Source organism: Spirochaetota bacterium (genome assembly GCA_004297825.1).
Classification (GTDB): domain Bacteria; phylum Spirochaetota; class UBA4802; order UBA4802; family UBA5368; genus FW300-bin19.
Window position 1 is genome coordinate 38,648 of sequence record SCSX01000060.1, and the last position, 16,484, is coordinate 55,131.

Annotated in this window: 15 protein-coding genes; 5 read left to right on the forward strand and 10 right to left on the reverse strand. The window is 58.5% G+C overall.

Features of this window, described 5'->3' with window-relative positions; all coding sequences use genetic code 11:
• Window positions 1–7: 7 nt before the first annotated feature.
• Window positions 8–931, reverse strand: a complete 924-nt coding sequence (locus tag EPN93_11980; protein TAL34435.1) for a type 1 glutamine amidotransferase — start codon at window positions 929–931, stop codon at window positions 8–10.
• Between EPN93_11980 and EPN93_11985 the strand changes: the two genes are divergently transcribed.
• Window positions 867–1,535 carry a hypothetical protein gene (locus tag EPN93_11985; GenBank protein ID TAL34436.1) on the forward strand — a complete coding sequence of 223 codons (669 nt, stop codon included), beginning with the start codon at window positions 867–869 and terminating at the stop codon, window positions 1,533–1,535. The genes EPN93_11980 and EPN93_11985 overlap by 65 nt on opposite strands.
• Here the strand turns inward: EPN93_11985 and EPN93_11990 are convergent.
• The 7 genes from EPN93_11990 to EPN93_12020 all read right to left on the reverse strand — a co-directional run bounded on the left by EPN93_11990 (window position 1,484) and on the right by EPN93_12020 (window position 5,122).
• Complete coding sequence (locus EPN93_11990; protein ID TAL34437.1) at window positions 1,484–1,633, reverse strand: type II toxin-antitoxin system HicA family toxin; 150 nt, start codon at window positions 1,631–1,633, stop codon at window positions 1,484–1,486. The two genes, EPN93_11985 and EPN93_11990, sit on opposite strands and share 52 nt — an antisense overlap.
• Complete coding sequence (locus EPN93_11995) at window positions 1,614–1,859, reverse strand: type II toxin-antitoxin system HicB family antitoxin (protein ID TAL34438.1); 246 nt, start codon at window positions 1,857–1,859, stop codon at window positions 1,614–1,616. The genes EPN93_11990 and EPN93_11995 overlap by 20 nt, the downstream gene beginning before the upstream one ends.
• Before the next feature lie 109 nt (window positions 1,860–1,968).
• Window positions 1,969–2,436: a hypothetical protein gene (locus EPN93_12000; protein ID TAL34439.1), complete on the reverse strand. Its 468-nt coding sequence runs from the start codon at window positions 2,434–2,436 to the stop codon at window positions 1,969–1,971.
• Between the two features lie 76 nt (window positions 2,437–2,512).
• On the reverse strand, window positions 2,513–2,941 hold the full coding sequence (locus tag EPN93_12005) for a transcriptional regulator (GenBank protein ID TAL34440.1): 429 nt from the start codon (window positions 2,939–2,941) through the stop codon (window positions 2,513–2,515).
• Window positions 2,839–3,123 carry a 4Fe-4S dicluster domain-containing protein gene (locus EPN93_12010; GenBank protein TAL34441.1) on the reverse strand — a complete coding sequence of 95 codons (285 nt, stop codon included), beginning with the start codon at window positions 3,121–3,123 and terminating at the stop codon, window positions 2,839–2,841. The genes EPN93_12005 and EPN93_12010 overlap by 103 nt, the downstream gene beginning before the upstream one ends.
• A complete protein-coding gene (locus EPN93_12015) occupies window positions 3,123–4,145 on the reverse strand; it encodes a hypothetical protein (GenBank protein TAL34442.1) in 1,023 nt (340 codons plus the stop codon). The genes EPN93_12010 and EPN93_12015 overlap by 1 nt, the downstream gene beginning before the upstream one ends.
• Before the next feature lie 227 nt (window positions 4,146–4,372).
• The gene (locus EPN93_12020; protein ID TAL34443.1) at window positions 4,373–5,122 is read right to left on the reverse strand and encodes a hypothetical protein; all 750 of its coding nucleotides are present in this window, start codon (window positions 5,120–5,122) and stop codon (window positions 4,373–4,375) included.
• Between the two features lie 171 nt (window positions 5,123–5,293).
• Between EPN93_12020 and trxB the strand changes: the two genes are divergently transcribed.
• From trxB to EPN93_12035, 3 genes are all read left to right on the forward strand, one after another.
• Complete coding sequence (gene trxB / locus EPN93_12025) at window positions 5,294–6,217, forward strand: thioredoxin-disulfide reductase (GenBank protein ID TAL34444.1); 924 nt, start codon at window positions 5,294–5,296, stop codon at window positions 6,215–6,217.
• Window positions 6,218–6,377: 160 nt separating this feature from the next.
• Window positions 6,378–6,971, forward strand: coding sequence for a plasmid pRiA4b ORF-3 family protein (locus EPN93_12030; GenBank protein ID TAL34445.1), 594 nt, complete (start codon window positions 6,378–6,380; stop codon window positions 6,969–6,971).
• A gap of 363 nt (window positions 6,972–7,334) precedes the next feature.
• Window positions 7,335–7,685: a hypothetical protein gene (locus EPN93_12035; protein ID TAL34446.1), complete on the forward strand. Its 351-nt coding sequence runs from the start codon at window positions 7,335–7,337 to the stop codon at window positions 7,683–7,685.
• 221 nt (window positions 7,686–7,906) lie between these two features.
• Here the strand turns inward: EPN93_12035 and EPN93_12040 are convergent, their stop codons facing one another.
• Complete coding sequence (locus tag EPN93_12040) at window positions 7,907–12,892, reverse strand: hypothetical protein (protein TAL34447.1); 4,986 nt, start codon at window positions 12,890–12,892, stop codon at window positions 7,907–7,909.
• Window positions 12,893–12,997: 105 nt separating this feature from the next.
• Between EPN93_12040 and EPN93_12045 the strand changes: the two genes are divergently transcribed.
• Entirely contained in the window at window positions 12,998–15,208 is a 2,211-nt protein-coding gene (locus EPN93_12045) for a PAS domain S-box protein (GenBank protein ID TAL34448.1), read from the forward strand.
• 105 nt (window positions 15,209–15,313) lie between these two features.
• On the opposite strand, the gene EPN93_12050 is transcribed toward EPN93_12045, so the two are convergent.
• Window positions 15,314–16,411 carry a Gfo/Idh/MocA family oxidoreductase gene (locus tag EPN93_12050; GenBank protein ID TAL34449.1) on the reverse strand — a complete coding sequence of 366 codons (1,098 nt, stop codon included), beginning with the start codon at window positions 16,409–16,411 and terminating at the stop codon, window positions 15,314–15,316.
• Between the last annotated feature and the right edge of the window lie 73 nt (window positions 16,412–16,484).

Consider the following 16,484-nt stretch of genomic DNA (forward strand, 5'->3'; position numbering starts at 1 on the left):
CGAAGCGCTAACGGGGGCTCATCGCTTTTTCCAGACGCGTAAGAATCTTGTTGAGATGCGAGTGGTTCTCGCGCCCGTGCGTATCGAACCCTTTTAATATTTCCGCTTCCTTCTGCACGTAGGTTCCCGGCGCGAGGTCCGCGCGGGCGTGTTCCACGAGCTCCTTCAACGATTCCGGCGTCGCCTCCATGTGGAATTGCAGCGCGAGCACGCGGTCGGAGTACAGGAACGCCTGCTGCTCGCACGCGTCCGACCAGAACAGCGGCACCGAGTTCGCCGGAAGGTCGAAGGTTTCCCCGTGCCACTGGAGCACGGTGAGCTCCTTGGGGAAACCGTTCAGGAACGGCGTGAGCATCCCCTCCCCGGTCTTTTCCACCGAAAACCAGCCGATCTCCCGCTCCTCGTTCTTGTAGACCCGGGCGCCCAGGGCCGATGCGATGAGCTGCGCGCCCAGGCAAATGCCGAGCACCGCCTTGTCCGCGCCTATCGATTTCGAAATGAGGTATTTCTCCTCCTGGAGCCACTTGTACATGCTTTCGTCGTTCACGCTCATGGGTCCCCCCATCACGACGAGCAGGTCGAAGGTTGCGAGGTCCGGAAGGGTGTGCGATTCGTAGAACCGCGTGTAGTTCACGGGTATGCCCCTGTCCCGGGCCCAATCGTCTATCGCCGCCGGTCCCTCGAAGGGAACGTGCTGAAGGCATTGAATGCGCATGGCGTCCTCCTGGTGTACGCGTCCTACGGTGATTCCCCGCGGGACGATGATTCGTACGCTCAATATACACACGTACCGGCTGGAAGGAAAATCTATTTTACACGCGCGCGCAAATAGATTATACCGTGCAATGTAACGGGGATGTAAATTCATGAAAATCAATATAAAGCGAAAAAGGATCGCGGCCGGCCTGTCCGTCGCAGCGCTGCTTATCATGCTGTGCTCCGGGCTCCTGTGCGCGACCGCCCGTCGCGCCGTGGTTCTGGACGGGAATGGAAAATATTTCAGGGCGCGTATCGTCTGGTCCGGGGCCGGTCTTTTTATCGCGCTGCGCGCCGATACCCTCTACGACGATCGCGCGAAAGCCGTTGAAGCGCCGGAGGAAGGAGGATCGCCCTCGTTCGCGGCCCTCCGGCGGATCGCGCTCATCGAGTTCCTCCCAGAACCCGTTGAAACTACCGGCGACGACGCCACTCCCCCCGGGGAACCGATAAACTATTTCGGCCAGTTCGCCGTCAACGCCGCCGGCAACCAGGGGGTGCTCCTCATCTGGCAGCAGGACGGAGCCGCGTACGGGACTATCCGCTTCCCCGGCTGGGGGCGTGGCGTCGCGGAGCCCCTCAAGGGACTAGTGCTGTCGGGCAGGACGATCCGCTTCGTGCGTTCGGCGGGCACGGCCGATGAGCTGCGCTACGTGGGCGGGAGCGCCTACTTCGTGCAGGAGTACTACGGCGAGTACCGCGGGGGCGGAACCGAGATCGTGGGCTTCTACGTGGTGCAGGGCCAGAGGAAACAGTGGGAGGCGTATCGGGCGCGGTGAAAAGAAACTTCAAGGATTATATGCGAACCGCTTTGTCTTTTTTGTACAAAGCCTATCCTCTGGAGTTTTGATAAAACTTCACGCGCCGTGTAGGGCATTACTTACTTCAATTTTGCTGAAATAGCTCTCGGTTTCGCGTGGAATGGGTTCGGAATTAGCCAGTTTTTCTTCTATCCAGAGATTTACCAGGTCTTCCGCGGCTTTTTTCGCGTTTTCGATCCCGAAACCGTGGGTTGTTAAATCCAGGGCGGGTATATGAGCATAAAAATACCCTTCGGGGAGAGAGCCATCATCAATCTTCTCAATTAAAATTGAGTACTCCATTGTGTTACCTCTTTAATCTCTCTAGCAATAATAAAAAGCTTTTTGGTTCTCGTCAAGGGGTTTAAAGGGAAAGGGGATCGGAGGTCCATCCCCTTTCCCTTGAGGTATGTTACTTCTTGAGCCCCAGCAGGTCGGAGATGGCGGCCCACGCCTTTTCGCGCTCATCGGAATAGACCTTCACGTGTTCCTGCTTGCCGGTCGATACGTAGTTCTTGTAACCGTTCGCCTCGGCGATGAGGTGATTGTAGGTGGAGACGAGCTTGTTAACATACCCGACGTCCTCTGCCGAGAGCGCCCCGGACGCCGCGAGCTTTTCGAGCTGTTTCGCCGCGCTTCCCGACAGCGTCGCGTATTCCGTGAGGAGCTGGGTGGTGAGCTCCTTGGTGTAGATCTTCTTCGCGTACCCGTCGGCGACCGACCCGATGGCGCCATACGTGAGGTACACCCCCTGTGCCGAGAGCGTGCCTATGGTTTCGAGCATGATGCTTGCGTGGTCTTCCTGTGCGCGCGCCTGGACGGAAGGTACGATGAGTGCTGCTGCCATGAGCACGATGAGAGCGGCATTGCGTAGTTTCATTGTATTCTCCTTGAATTATCGATGCGTATCCGGGGGATACCCTCTCGCATCAATATAGGGGCTGGCGCCCCTGATATCAAGATTTTTTTCCGCAGCAGCCGTTGTATCTCTCAACAATTCCCGCGATCTCTTCGAAGAGCGCGCCGCTTTTAAAAGAATAGAGGATGCGGTTCCCGTCTCGTTCAAAGTCGAGGATACCCGCTTCTTTCAATATTTTTAAATGCTTGCTGACGGAGGGCTGGGGAAGCGCTACTTTTTCGTTGATCTCGCAGACAGCGCAGGCACTCGCCTGCTGGGCACAGCAGTTGGATACGAGCGCGTTCAGGATTTTGAGGCGGGCGGGATTCGCGAGCGCGCCGAAAACGCGCGCCATCCGCTCGCAGGCGTCGTCTTTCACACCCACTAGCAGCACCCGCCCGGGGAGGAAGCAGTATCGCCGCATCCGCATCCCGTTCCCCTGGGGGCCGTTTTCAGTATGTCCTCGCGGATGATGGCGCCCAGGCATCCCGTGCCCTTGGTGACGTCGACCGCGCCGAACTCGCAGTTGAGCCGGCAGGCGCCGCACTCCATGCAGGTTTCGTACGAGACGCAGTACGCCTTTTTATCGCGCATGGCCAACGCGCCGCGCGGGCACACCTTCACGCACACGCCGCAGCCCGTGCATAACGAATCGTTGAACTGAATCATTACAGAACCCCCGCGAGAATGATGAACACCAGCGCGGCGACGTACGAAAGCGCGCTCACCGGGAGCCAGGTGACGATCTCGTCCTTCACCAGCGAATAATTGCTCACGCCGCTGTTTCCCGTGTAGTAGAGCGCGAAGAAGAGCGCCGTCGCGAACATGAAGAATGTCCAGAACAGGTACCGGTACGGATCGCCCTGTATCGACCCCTGAAGGAACATGGCCACGGAGGCCGCTCCCCAGGAGAGGGCGAACAGCGCGATTCCCTTTACCGCGAATTTTTTCGTGGGAAGGAGCGGGAAGAGCAGGATGTAGGCGAGCCCGAATCCGAGCGCCGCGGGCAGGACCTGCCAGTGGATGCCGGTGGAAAACGCCAGGTCCCACGCAAAGAGGCCTGCCGCGGCGAACAGGAAATATTTCGCGAACTGCACGAGCGACGGCGTCAGCGTGAAGAGGCGATCTTTAACAGAGAAGCGGTAGATGTCCGCGACGCGGTCGCGCAGCGGCGCCGCGTCCAGGAAGGCCGGGAGCTCGCTCGCGTACACCGGGCCTATCACCGGCCGCACGCCCTGTTTTTTCAGTTCCGATAGTCTCACACCGGAGAGCGCGAGCTTGGGAAGAACGAGATCTATCCGCTCACCGCGGGTGAGCATGCCCTTTCCGTAGCGTCCCACCTGCCGCATGATCTCCTCCGCCGAGAAGCGCCCCTTGCCGCTGGAGCACCACACGTTGATGCCGTCGGTGTCGATGACGAGCACACGGACATTGCGGGCGCGGAGCGCCCGCCAGACCGAGAGCACCGTCAGGTGATAGTTGCACGTGACCACGAGCGGCGTCCCGATGTCGTAGCGGGCCCCCGTATAATAGAGCCCGGGCTCTATCGTGTGGGTGCGCCTGAACGCGCGTATCCATGAGTGGAGCGCCTTGAAGTAGTCCCGCGTGCCGAAGGAGAGCCTCTTCGGCGTTTCGATTTTAAATGCGGCTGTTTTGATCCCGGAGACGGGCGAGAGTGATTGTATATTCATGATTTGGAATATTCCAGAAATCGCATATACTTGTCAATGCTTTTTTTAGGATGGGTGCCGAAATTCTATTTCGGCAACTTTACCGGCGAAGAGGGTGGGGGAATACGATAGATCGTAAACAAGAAGGTGAAACCGCTAATGAACGCGAATACGCGCGAATCATTCCATTTAGGAAATATATTGGCGTTCATTAGCGTATATTCGCGGTTCCGCTTGTCTCTGATTCGTTACGCCGGTCGTGAAAGAATCCGCGAGCGTACGCGCATGCGCGCTTCGTCCCTGTCGATCTTGACGCTTTCGTACTTGAGGGTCTCGGTGTCGAGCACCATGCCCTGGAAGCGGCCGAGCGAGCACGATCCGCTGTTGAGGTAACGCTTCTTGTCGTTCAGGTACCAGGTCACATGCGATTCGAGCGAGTGCGTGTGCGCAAGGAAGACCACGTCGTTTTTTTTAAGCAGCCGAAGCGCGTAGTTCAGGTACTTGTAAGTGTTGTACTTTTTCGGGATCCGCGCGATCATGTCGTTGACCTCGACCGCCCTGAAATAAAAATCGAGTACCCGCCTGAATTTTACCGCCTGCTTGAGCGCCCCGAAGAATGCGGCCGCGAGCACCCTGCCAGGCCTCGTCCCGTTTATGAAATCGGCGTCGTGGCCGTGCTCGAAGTAGATTCGTTTCCCGGCCGGGTTCACCAGCAGGTAGTGATCGAGACCGCGGGGGCTGATCCTGTCGTGATTTCCCTTTATGTAGATCACGTCGGGCCTGGCGAAATAGCGCATCAGCGCGGGCCTGGCTTTTGCGATGTCGTCAAGACGGTACTTGTGGAGCTCGTAGATGTCGCCGTTGAGGATGAGCCCCTCGATCCCGTAGTCCTCCCTGAATTCCGTTAGGAACGCAAGGAAGTCGTCGTCGCGCCAGTCGAAGATGTCCAGCGGATCTCCCGTGCCGATATGCAGATCGCTGATCACAAGCAGTTTCATTCTCAATCACCTCGCTGTTCACGGCGAAGATCGTGATGTTTGGTAAAGGTCCGATAAGGCCCATGTGAAGTTAATATGAATTAATGGTTAAGAGAAATTTCCTGCTTGATGCGCGTGCAGACGGCTGTAGTATGTGCGCCGATACACATCCGTCCGGGGGGAAGATACGCAATGAAGATAAAGGACCTCATCATCGCGGGCGCGGGGCCCGCGGGCCTCTCCGCCGCCATCTATGGCATGCGCGCCGGAATGGACCTCGTCGTCGTCGAGAAGATCGCGCCGGGGGGCCAGGTCATGACGACCTACGAGGTTGAGAATTATCCGGGATTCGCGGAGCCCGTGCCCGGCTGGGAGCTCATGAGCCGGATGGAGGCGCAGGCGCGCCGCCTGGGAGCCGATATCGCCTCCGGTGACATCGAGCGCTTCTCGTGGAACGCGGAGGAAAAATGCTTCGTGATGAACATTGCGGGGGGCGAAACGCTCCGCGCGCGCGCGGTGATCGCGGCGACGGGCGCCTCGCTCATGAAGCTCGGGGTCCCCGGCGAGGCGGAGTTCACCGGGCGCGGCGTCTCGTACTGCGCCACCTGCGACGCTGCGTTTTTCAGGGATCGGGTCACCGCCGTGGTGGGCGGCGGCAACACGGCCCTCGAGGAGGCGAACTATCTTACGAAGTTTTCGAGCAAGGTGTACCTGATCCACCGCAGGGACAAGTTCCGCGGCGAGAAGATGCTCCAGGAGCGCGTGCTCGCGAACCCTAAAATCGAGCCCGTGTACCACGCGGTGATCACGGCCGTGATTGGCGAACATAAGGTGGAATCGGTAGGTATTTCGGACTGCCTGACGGGCGAGTCCCGCGCCCTCCCGGTGGACGGCGTCTTCATCTTCGTGGGTTACCAGCCCAACACCGCGTGGCTCCCGGCGGACCTTCTCTCGAAGAAGGGCGAGGTGATTGTCGACATGCAGATGCGCACCTCCCTGCCCGGACTCTTCGCGGCCGGCGACCTCCGCCTCGATTCAATTCGCCAGATAGTTGCCGCCACCGCCGACGGCGCGACCGCGGCGCTCTCCGCCTACCAGTACCTGGAAGGGCTGTAAGCTGCTTGACTTCCCAATCGGAACCTCCTGGTATTCCATAGAAACATTAAGGACCGGGGGAGAGGGAGATGGGAAGAGATGAGGAGATAAAGAATTATGGTTGCCCGGTTTATGGGGTGTGCGTAATAGGCGGGAACACCCGGGGATAGGAGATCGTGATATGAGCAACGTAAAGAAACTGAGATCGGACGAGGCGTATCAGTTAAAAATCACATTAAAGCAGGTCAAGCCGCCCGTGTGGAGAAGGATTCTCGTGCCCGCGGACATGAAATTGAACGACCTCCATAAGGTTTTCCAAACGACCATGGGCTGGACCAACTCACATCTTCATGCGTTTAGGATCGGAAGCGCGGTTTATTCGGTTCCCCACCGGGGGGATTATACCCCGGTGAGCGATTCCCGGAAGGCCCGCCTTAACGCGCTCGTGAAAAAACCGAAGCAAAAGTTTTTTTACGAGTATGATTTCGGCGACGGATGGGAGCACGAGATCGTGCTGGAAAAGATACTGCCGGAAGGCTCGACGGCGAAGCTCCCCGTATGTGTCGCCGGCAAGCGTCATTGTCCGCCGGAAGACTGCGGGGGACCCTGGGGATACGAATCACTCCTGGAAACGCTGAAAGATCCCGACCATGATGAGTACGAGGAGACGATGGAATGGCTTGGCGGAGAATTCGATCCGGAGATGCTCGATATCGACGAGATCAATGAAATGCTCCGGGAAAAGGATTTCGGGTGCTTTATAATCGACTTTTAAACCGTGCCGTTTCGCCGGCCGGGCCATAATCGTATTCGATATCGGCGCTGTTCCGATTCGGGCGGAAAGGTTTACACGCGGCCTCTTGACGATTCGGGTAATTATCCCTACCTTACTTTCATCGGTTCAACCCATTTCCTTTTACCGAAGCGATCGCACCGAAACCCCGCATGAAGGCGCGGGATGGTGCGTAACGCTCATCATATAGCGCGGTTCCGGACGCACAATGCATGGTTACCGGGTCCGAAATTTCACCGGCGAATTGAATTCTTACGGGGATAAAGCGCGCACCGCCGCGGACTAACCTTGGCATTCTCCGCACCGAAGCGGTATGCCAATTGAACGGGAGGACGTACTATCGTTATGAAAACCAGAAGGGAATTTTTAACGGGCGTACTTAAAGCGGTTCCGCTTATCGTCGCGGGCGGCGCATTTCTTACAAAATGCGGCGGAAGCAGTTCCGATAACGGCACAGATTGCATGTCGATCTCGGCCAATCACGGGCACACCGTCACCGTGCCGCAGGCCGACATCAATACGGGAGCCCAGGTTATTTATCCGCTTACGTCGGGCAGCGGGCATACCCACTCAATTACCGTAACCGTCACAAATTTCACCGACCTCCAGGCAATGACACCCGTCACCATCACCTCGACGGCGGACGGCTCCGGGCCTCATACGCACGACGTCACCATTAGCTGCGCGAACGGCTGAAGATGTCGTGCGCTTTCCGACGCGCGCCGGTCAGTGAGGCGCCGCAGGGAACACGGTGTCGTATAACGCGAAAATTCTCGCAGGACGGGAAGGATGCATGAGAGTGCGGTGAAGGCGCGGAAGCGTTTCCGCGCCTTCACCGGCATAATAATGCCTGGCGTGAAATCCTCTCGTCCGTGACGGGAGGGCTCCCTGCCCCTTGACGATTCGAAAAATATTCCCTAGAACTTTATCCCCAGCACGCGGTTGTACGTTTCCCCGTCGATCGTGACGCGCTGGTAAAGGATCTTCAGTATGGAGAACTTGCTGAAGCCCGTCTCGCTCTCCGTCTGGTATTCCCAGAGTATGCCCCAGAGGCTGCCGCGCCCCGTGTAACCGCGCTCGGGAACCTGGACCTTGTAATAGGGAATGCCCAGGAGAAGCGTCTGGGTGTCGGAACGTTCCTGCGGCTTGTAGTTCCGGTACCAGAGCGCGCCCAGGGCCCACATCTGGAACTTCCCGTAATCCTTGTCGCTCGAAAGATACGACAGGAGCGGCGGGATGAGCAGGCTGTAGCCCTGCGCGTCCCTCGAGTAATACCAGAGCGGGGTCGCGTAATGGTAGAAGCGCCCCTGCTCGTTGCCCACCTGGTAGAGGAACCAGAGCACGTTCGTGCTCCAGTCGGTGGGCGAGGTCTTGTAATTCTTGTAGGACAGGAGCGCACCCCACACAAGGTTGAACTCGGTGACGGAGGGAGAAAAATCCCACGAGATCGTATTCAGCACGAAGCCGGTATGGGTGGAGGTGTAGTCCTTATCCTCCTGCCGCGAACGGTCGACAAGAAGCAGCAGGTTCCAGTGCGAATATCCCGGTGAAGAGTGGAGATAGAAGCCCGGGAGCGTAAACAGGGTGGAGGCTTCCTTCTCGCGCCATGAAAAAACAAAAGGCAGCAAATGCCGGGATGATTCGCCCGTCGTTCGGTCGTTGCTCGAATACCACAGGAGCGTAAGCGCCGAATCGCTCGTCCTGTCATGCGAGCGGTACAGCAGGGGCGGCAGGAAGAACCAGGTGCTTTCATCGGGCGATGAATAGGTGTACCAGATCGGAAGAACCGGGATAAGCCATCGACGGTACGCCTGCTTCGCGTGATCGTTCGACCAGTCGAAAAGTCCCAGCACGTTCAGGTGCGAGCCGTCGCCGGAGGAAGACCGATACACGAGCGGTATGATCGGGAACCAGAACGTCGACTCGTACCCGTGGTCCTTGTCGGTCCGGTAGTCCTTGTAGAAGAAGAGGCTTGTGTGCGAGTTCTCAAAATACTCGTACCCGGGCGTCTCGCTCGTCGCGCTCGAGTAATAATAAAGCGCGGGAACCACCCAGGTCGCGCGCTCGCGGGCGTCATAGGTCGCGTAATTCCCGTTGATGTACGCGGAGCGTTTCGCGTGCGAGACCTCGGTGTGGACGAGCCAGAACAGGAACGAGTTCTCGCTGTCGTCCTTCCCTGCATGCCATATCCCCTGGTAGAGCCCCAGCATGAACAGGAACTCGCTCTTGTCGGCAGCGCGCTCGTAGTAGTAAAACGGCAGGAAGTGCGACTTGTTCTTCTCATTCGAGGAATAGGATTTGTACAGTCCCCACAGGAGCTCGAACTCGCTCGCCCCGGATTCCTTGTAATCTGTGGAGCCCACGAGCCCCAGCAGGAAGCTCCAGTGCGCGATGCTCGCGTCGCGCGTGTAGTAATATCCCAGCATGAAGAGCGAGCGTTCCCGCGTTTCATCCCCCACCCTCGCCGATGAATAATAAAGGAGCGGCAGTCCCAGCAGGGTGAAATCGGTGCGCGTCGCGCCCTCCTTTGCGAGCAGCGTATCGCGCGAGGTCCAGAACCAGAGCGGAAGGACGAACGACGACGCGGTGGACAGGGGATAGCTCCCCTCTTTCCGCTCGCCGATATTCGCCGCGTAACGGGTCTCGTCCCGGTTGTAGTACACCAGGGGAAGAATGGGGAACCACCACGTCTTCTCCTCGTAGGACGCCGCCTGCTTATAGTCATAATACCACAGCGGACTGATAGTGAAGCTCGCGTTCACGTTCTTGTCCGCGTCCGTCGTGCGGGAAGAATAATAGAGCGGGAGAAACAACGATTTCGCGACGCGCTCGTCTTTTTTCTGGCGCTCCCAGTGATAGAAGAGCGGCAGGATCCTCCAGCCCGATTTCTTCGCACCATTGTACCAGTTGATAATCGGCCAGACAACCGACCTGTCGTAAAGGTCTTCGGTCTGGTCGTACTCGGTCCAGTAGAGGTTCAAGAGGTACGCTTTCTTGTAGCTCCGATCCACGCGCTGCATTCCATAAAACGGAAAGAACACGAGGTACTCCAGTTCCTTAGAATCGTAGGAGATGTAATTGAGAATCACCTTGACGGAATCCGTGTCGGTGAAGGTGATCCATGAAAGCGGCAGAAGCCGGAAATGCGTCCGCGCGTCAGCCCTCTGCCATGCGAGCCATCCGTAAAGGAACTTGAACCCGAAGAAGTTGTTAGAATCGTCCCGGCTCACGGTGCTCTTGGACGCAAGGCTTACGCCCTTGGGCTGGGCCTCCGCCTTCGCCTTTGCCTCGCGCTCGAGATCAAGCCTGGTCGCCTCGTCCATGGCCTTTTCCGTGAAGGGAATGGGAGAGCGATAGGAGAGACTCACCGCATCGTACAGCCATGACAAATCAAGATCGACGTAGTAATTGCTCTCGTTCGATCCAAGTCCCAGGCTCACGTTCGGATACGCCCCCAGCGCGGAGCTCTTCGACAGGCCCAGGATGTTGACATGGACCTTCGTTTTCCTGTCGCTGTAATCCAGGTAGAGCGGCAGGACGAGCGTGAATTCCCGCTTCTTTGTCTCGAAGTTCCAGTAGAGCGGGACGAGGTTGCTTGTGGAAAAACCCGTCGATTGGTTATAATGCTTGTAGTACAGGAGCGCCCACTGCGTCTCATACCCCGGGCTCCAGTTGTGGTAGTAGAACAGGCCGAACGACCAGCCGCGCTCGTCGGTGTTACCTGAGGGCCGGAAGTAGAAGGGCGCGTACACCCGGTAGCCCATTGATCCGAATTCGTGGAAGACAAGCGGGAAGGCCCAGAAGCTCTTCCAGCTTCCATCGGGATTGGTCTGCCAGTCGAAGAGCACCAGGAGGTTTTTGTCCTTAACGCCGGTTTCCTCGGTACGCGATGAATATACGAGCGGTATGACGGGGAACCAGAATCGCTCGAACCCGGCGTGGTCCTTGTCAAACGGGGCCTCGCGGTAGTCCATGCCGAAGATCGAGAGCTTCAGGCTCGAGTTTGCGTCGTCCCAGCTCATGAACAGCGGGGGGAGCAAATGCAGGTATGCGCCGTCCTTCTGGAAGACAAAGGGCATGGCCCAGAACCGGTCGGTGTTCCCTTCCTTCGTGGTATGCCAGTCGAAAAGGATAAGCGCGTTGCGCGACACGCTTCCGTCTTCCCTGTAGTGATGGGAATAGAGGACCGGGAGTATCGGCACCCAGAGACGCGAGCTCCCGCCCGCGCCGGTAACGGCGGTGGTGATACTATCACCGGTTTCGCCGTCACGCTTTGCCGGTTCGGGGGTGCCGGGTGCAACCGTCTCCCAGTAGAAGAGCGGGTTTACGCGCATCGTGGTACGCCCCTCCGTCCAGCTCATGTAGAGCAGCGGGGGTATGTGCCGGTACGCGTTATCCTTCGCGAAGTAGAAAGGCGCGATCCACAGCCGGTCCAGGACGCCCTCTTTCGAGTAGCGCCAATCGAAGAGCATCAGCAGGTTGCGCGATACGCCCCCGTTCGGGGACTGGTATGACGAATAGAGCAGGGGGAGTATCGGCACCCATATCCTTTCCTCGGAGACCTCCGCCTGCGCGCCCGCCTTGTACGAATACTTGTACAGGTACGGCGCGACGATATACTTCTCGAAGTTATCCCACCAGCTCAGGTAACCGAGCGGAGGGATGTGCAGGTAGGAATCGTCCTTCTGGAAATAGAGGGGCGTGAACCAGAAACGCTCGTTGGTCCCGTCACGCCGGTTCTGCCAGTCGAATAGCCACGCGAGATTACGGTGCGTGCCCTCGCGCTGGTCGTAGCTCGAATAATACAGGGGAACGAGCGGGAAGAAGAACGTCTTCTTCAAGATGTCCCCGTCCCACTTGTTCTCGCCCGATGACGTGGTGAAGCTCGAATATATGGGGGTCAGATACGACTCGTAGTATCCGGTCACGCCCGTGTCCCGGTCGTAATCCCATGTGGACTCGACGCTCTTCGTATGCTGGTACAGCGGCAGGAGGTGCGTGTAGAGCTCGCCGTTTGATTTGCGCAGGTTGATAAATACGGGCGGGAGGACGTCCGTGTAACCGTCGTCGCCGGGCTTATGCAGGAAGACCGGGAAGAACCAGAAGTGGTTCAACCTGTCCTTTCCGTCCACGGTATCCCAGTCCCAGTCTATGAGCCACAGGATGTTCTGGTGGCCTCCGGCATGGCTCCACGACCGCAGCACGAGGGGAATGATGGGAAACCACCAGACGCGTTCCCGCAAATCGCCGGAAGCGGTGTAGTCCGAGTAATACATGTGCAGGAGCGACAGGTTCGCGCGCTCCTGGGTGTAGCCGTCCTTCGAGTCCTTCCTCTCCGTGTGCCAGTAGACGAGCGGGGAAACGATCGTAAATTCGAACTGGTTCTCGTTCGTGTAATCGTTGTTCCAGTACAGGAGGGGGAAGATGGTGAGATATTTGTCCATCCGGTACTTGTACGAGTGATGTCCCCACCATGTGAACCAGAGGAACGAGCGGTGCTGCTCTTTTTTGTCTATGCGGGAATAATAGAACGGGCTAACCGTGAGGTTTTCCGTGTCGTCTATATGGTTGTACCAGAGCAGCAGGTAGAGTGAACGCTCCCTGTTGTCGATCTTCGAATCCATGTGATAGAAAAAAGGGAGAAACCGGGTCGAAGTATACTTTGGGAAATCGGTACTTTTATACAGCTGCAGGAACATGCAGACGGAGTGACTTCCGTCGGGCCAGTCTTCCTTGCGAAAGAAGGGACCCCCGTCAATCTGGACCTTCTTGGCCTTCTCGCTGCCAAAAAGCTCGTACTCGCCCTCGTCCAGGTCGTCCCAGCTGGAATGCGTCGCGAATACGGGAACGGCCGCGCCCAGGATGACAATCGTGACGAAAAAGAGACGCAGAAGATTTTTCACGGGTGACCGCTCCTTGGGCTCGAAGGTAAAGGAATTGTAAAGAAAGAACGGGAAAAACTTCAACTACAAAAACTGGGGCATGTAAATCATTTCAGGAAGACCTTTTTGAGCGATTTTATGCACCGGGGGTTATCCACGGCAGTTTATAGTTTCCCGGTTGCATATAACATTCTTGACTCACGGAAAGCGGCATGCGAGTATCCGTCGCGAGGGATGCGCCGCCGCGGGCCACGGACCGTGAATGGAAGCGCGCGGCAACGGAAACCTATGGGTAAAGATAAAACGGGAAGCAGCAGCGAATGGAATGAGCTCGTCGAGAGCGAGGAACGCTTCCGCACCCTCGCCGAATCGACCCCGGTTGCGGTGCTGCTTTTCCAGGACGACCGGTGGGTCTTTCTCAACCGCGCGGCCGAGGAGATCACCGGGTACGCCCGGGATGAGCTCATAGGCATGAATTTCTGGAGTATCGTCCACCCGGATCATAAGGCGATGGTGGAGGATCGCGGCAAACGGCGCCAGGCGGGCGAGGCGGTCGATCCGCGCTATGAATTCAAGATCGTCACGAAACAGGGCCGCGTTCGATGGGTGCTCCTGAACGGCGCGACCACCCACATGCGCGGCAGGCCCGCGGGACTCATCAACGTCATCGACATCACCGAGCTGAAGCGCGTCCAGGAGGAGCTCGAGGCCACGAACGAGGAACTCGAGGCCACGAACGAAGAGCTAAACGCCACCAACGAGGAGCTCATCGCCTCCCAGACCGAGCTCGCGACCAGCGAGCGCCGCTACCGGGAGCTTTTCGAAAATCTCCCCGTGGGGCTCTACCAGGCCTCGCTCGACGGGACGGTGCTTACCGTGAACCCCGAGATGGCCCGCATGCTCGGGTATTCTTCCATCAAAGAACTCATGGCGCATGAGAAGAACATGGAAGGGTTTTTCCTGGAGGCCCGGGACGCCCGGGAGCTTCGCGTCCGGGCCGACGCCGGCTCCGACGTGAACGATTTTATAACGCGCTTTCGCAGGCAGGACGGCGGCATCGTGTGGGTTTCCATGAACACCAGCGTGCGCCTGGACCCGGGCGGTAAGGGCGGCTTCCTCGAGGGGTATATCCGCGACTTCACCGCGCAGAAATCGGCGGAAGAGGGGAAGGAACGCCTGGAGCGGCAGCTCCTGCAGGCGCAGAAAATGGAGGCCGTGGGCAGGCTCGCGGGTGGGATCGCGCACGATTTCAACAACCTGCTCACGGCGATCCTGGGAAACGCGGAGCTCTCCCTCGCCGCGCTCGACGATCCGGAGATCCTCCGGGAAAACCTGGACGACATCATCCGGATATCCACGCGCGCCTCGGAGCTCACCAGGCAGCTCCTCGCCTTCAGCCGCAAGCAGATGATCAAGCCGGTAAAGCTGGACCTGAACGAGGCGCTTGCCTCGATGGAAAGAATGCTGCGCCGCGTGATCGGGGAGAATATCGACCTCTCGATCGAACCCCATCGCGGGCCGGGATTCATCGAGGCGGATCCCACGCAGATGGAACAGCTCATCGTCAACATGATCGTGAATGCGCGCGACGCGATGCCGCGCGGCGGCAGGATCATGATTTCGATCACGAACGCGCTGGTGACCTACGGGGAGTCGCTCAAGAAACCGGGCCTGTACCCGGGACTCTACGTGGTCCTGAAGATATCCGACAACGGCATCGGCATGGACCCGGAGATTCAGGAAAAAATATTCGAGCCGTTTTTCACGACTAAGGGAGAGGCGGGGACCGGCCTGGGGCTCGCGACCGTGTACGGTGTCGTGAAGCAAAACGGGGGCTATATCTCCGTGGAGAGCACCCCGGGCAAGGGCACGACCTTCACCGTCCTCCTGCCGCGCGTGGAGCAGTCGGGCGAGAAGCCGGCCGCCCCGGCGGTAAAAAAGGTCGGGGCCGTGCGCCCCTCGGAGCGCCGGGAAACGATCCTGCTCGTGGAGGACGAGGAGCCCGTGAGGAAGCTCATCTCCAAGGCGCTCGCCCTGCAGGGCTTCAATGTCATAGAGTCCCAGAGCGGCGCCGAGGCGGAGAAGGCCGTGGCCGCCGCCGAATCGCATATCGACCTCATCCTCTCGGACGTGGTCCTGCCCGACACCACCGGCCCGGAGCTCGTCGGAAAGCTCGCGTCGCGGCTTGCCGACACGCGGGTCCTCTACATGTCCGGCTACGCGGAACAGGGAATCATGACGCGCGCCATGATCAACCGGGGGGTCCAGTTCATCCCCAAGCCGTTTCTCCTTAACGATCTCTTCCAGAAAATACGCGAGATACTCTCGACGGAATAGGGGTGACCCCCGGGATTTCCCGCGCTTCCCCTTTGCGGAGGCGTATTCGGCCGCGGCGGGTCCGATACGGGCGCAGCTTCGTGAAATCGAATACCGTTTTATTTGTCACAGCGCCCACTCCATCGGGGCGGGCGGCGAAAACGTCGAGCTCACCGCGACGGAGCGCTCAATTCGTACGGATTCCTCAATCGCCTCAAGTACCTCGATGATGTGTGCCGCCTGTTCGCCCGTCGCCCGATGCGGGCGGTCGCCGCGCATCGCCTCGGCCATGTCAATCAAGCCGCGTCCCCACTCAATCCCCTTGAACGGCTCTTTAACGAAGGGCACCGGCTCGTAGGGTTTTCCAAAGTCCGCATACTCCACGCCGGCACTGAAAATGGAGACGTGCGCCAGGTATAAAGAGCCCTTATCGCCGTGAAACTCCACCAGTTCCCCCTCCTTCTTCATCCAATCGGTGTAATAATTGACGGTTAACCGCGCCACTGGACCGCTCGCGAACTCCAGCAGGGCAACCACGAAATCCGGTTTTTCGAGGCGAAAAGGCGTTCCGTCTTTCGTATGCCGCTCCCCGAGGATAATGCGGCCCCAGCCGGTGACGCTCCGGACCGGACCGAAGATGCTTGCGAGCAAAACGAGCGCGTATGGCCCCATGTCGAAAAGCGGTCCGCAGGCGTAGAAGAGCGGCGCGGAGGGGTGCCATGTCTCGATTCGATGGTGGTTAATCTCGGCGTAGACCAGACGCACCGTCCCCAGACGTCCCTCGCGAATCTGCTTTGCGGCGGTCTGCTGCGCCTCTCCCAAAAAGCTTGAAGGCGCCGACCCCAGGCGAAGCCCCGCCTTTTTGGCCTTTGCAGTCAGTTCCGCTGCCTCGCGATAGTTAAAAGCGATGGGTTTCTCACAGTAGACGTTTTTCCCGGCGTCCAGGCACAGCGACACTACCTCTGTGTGCGCGTTTTGGGCCGTGAGGTCGAGGACAAGCTCAACGCCCTTGTCCGCCAATAATTCGGGAATCGATCCGTAGGCGCGGAGGTCGTGCTGTTTCGCGAACGCGGCGCATTTGTCCGGGGTCCGGCCCGCCACGCCGACAAGCTCGATTTGTCGGCTCCGGTAGGGCTCTAGCGTCTGCATATACGGCCCCGCTATGTCTCCATAGCCTATAATGCCGACCCGCACCGGACCGCGATTCGTGTGCGCTTTGGTCATAAGCAACCTCCCGGCTCTCCGATCTCTATATCTTTTATTCTAACTTCTTGCACGCCCTTGCCGTAGCTTGGGC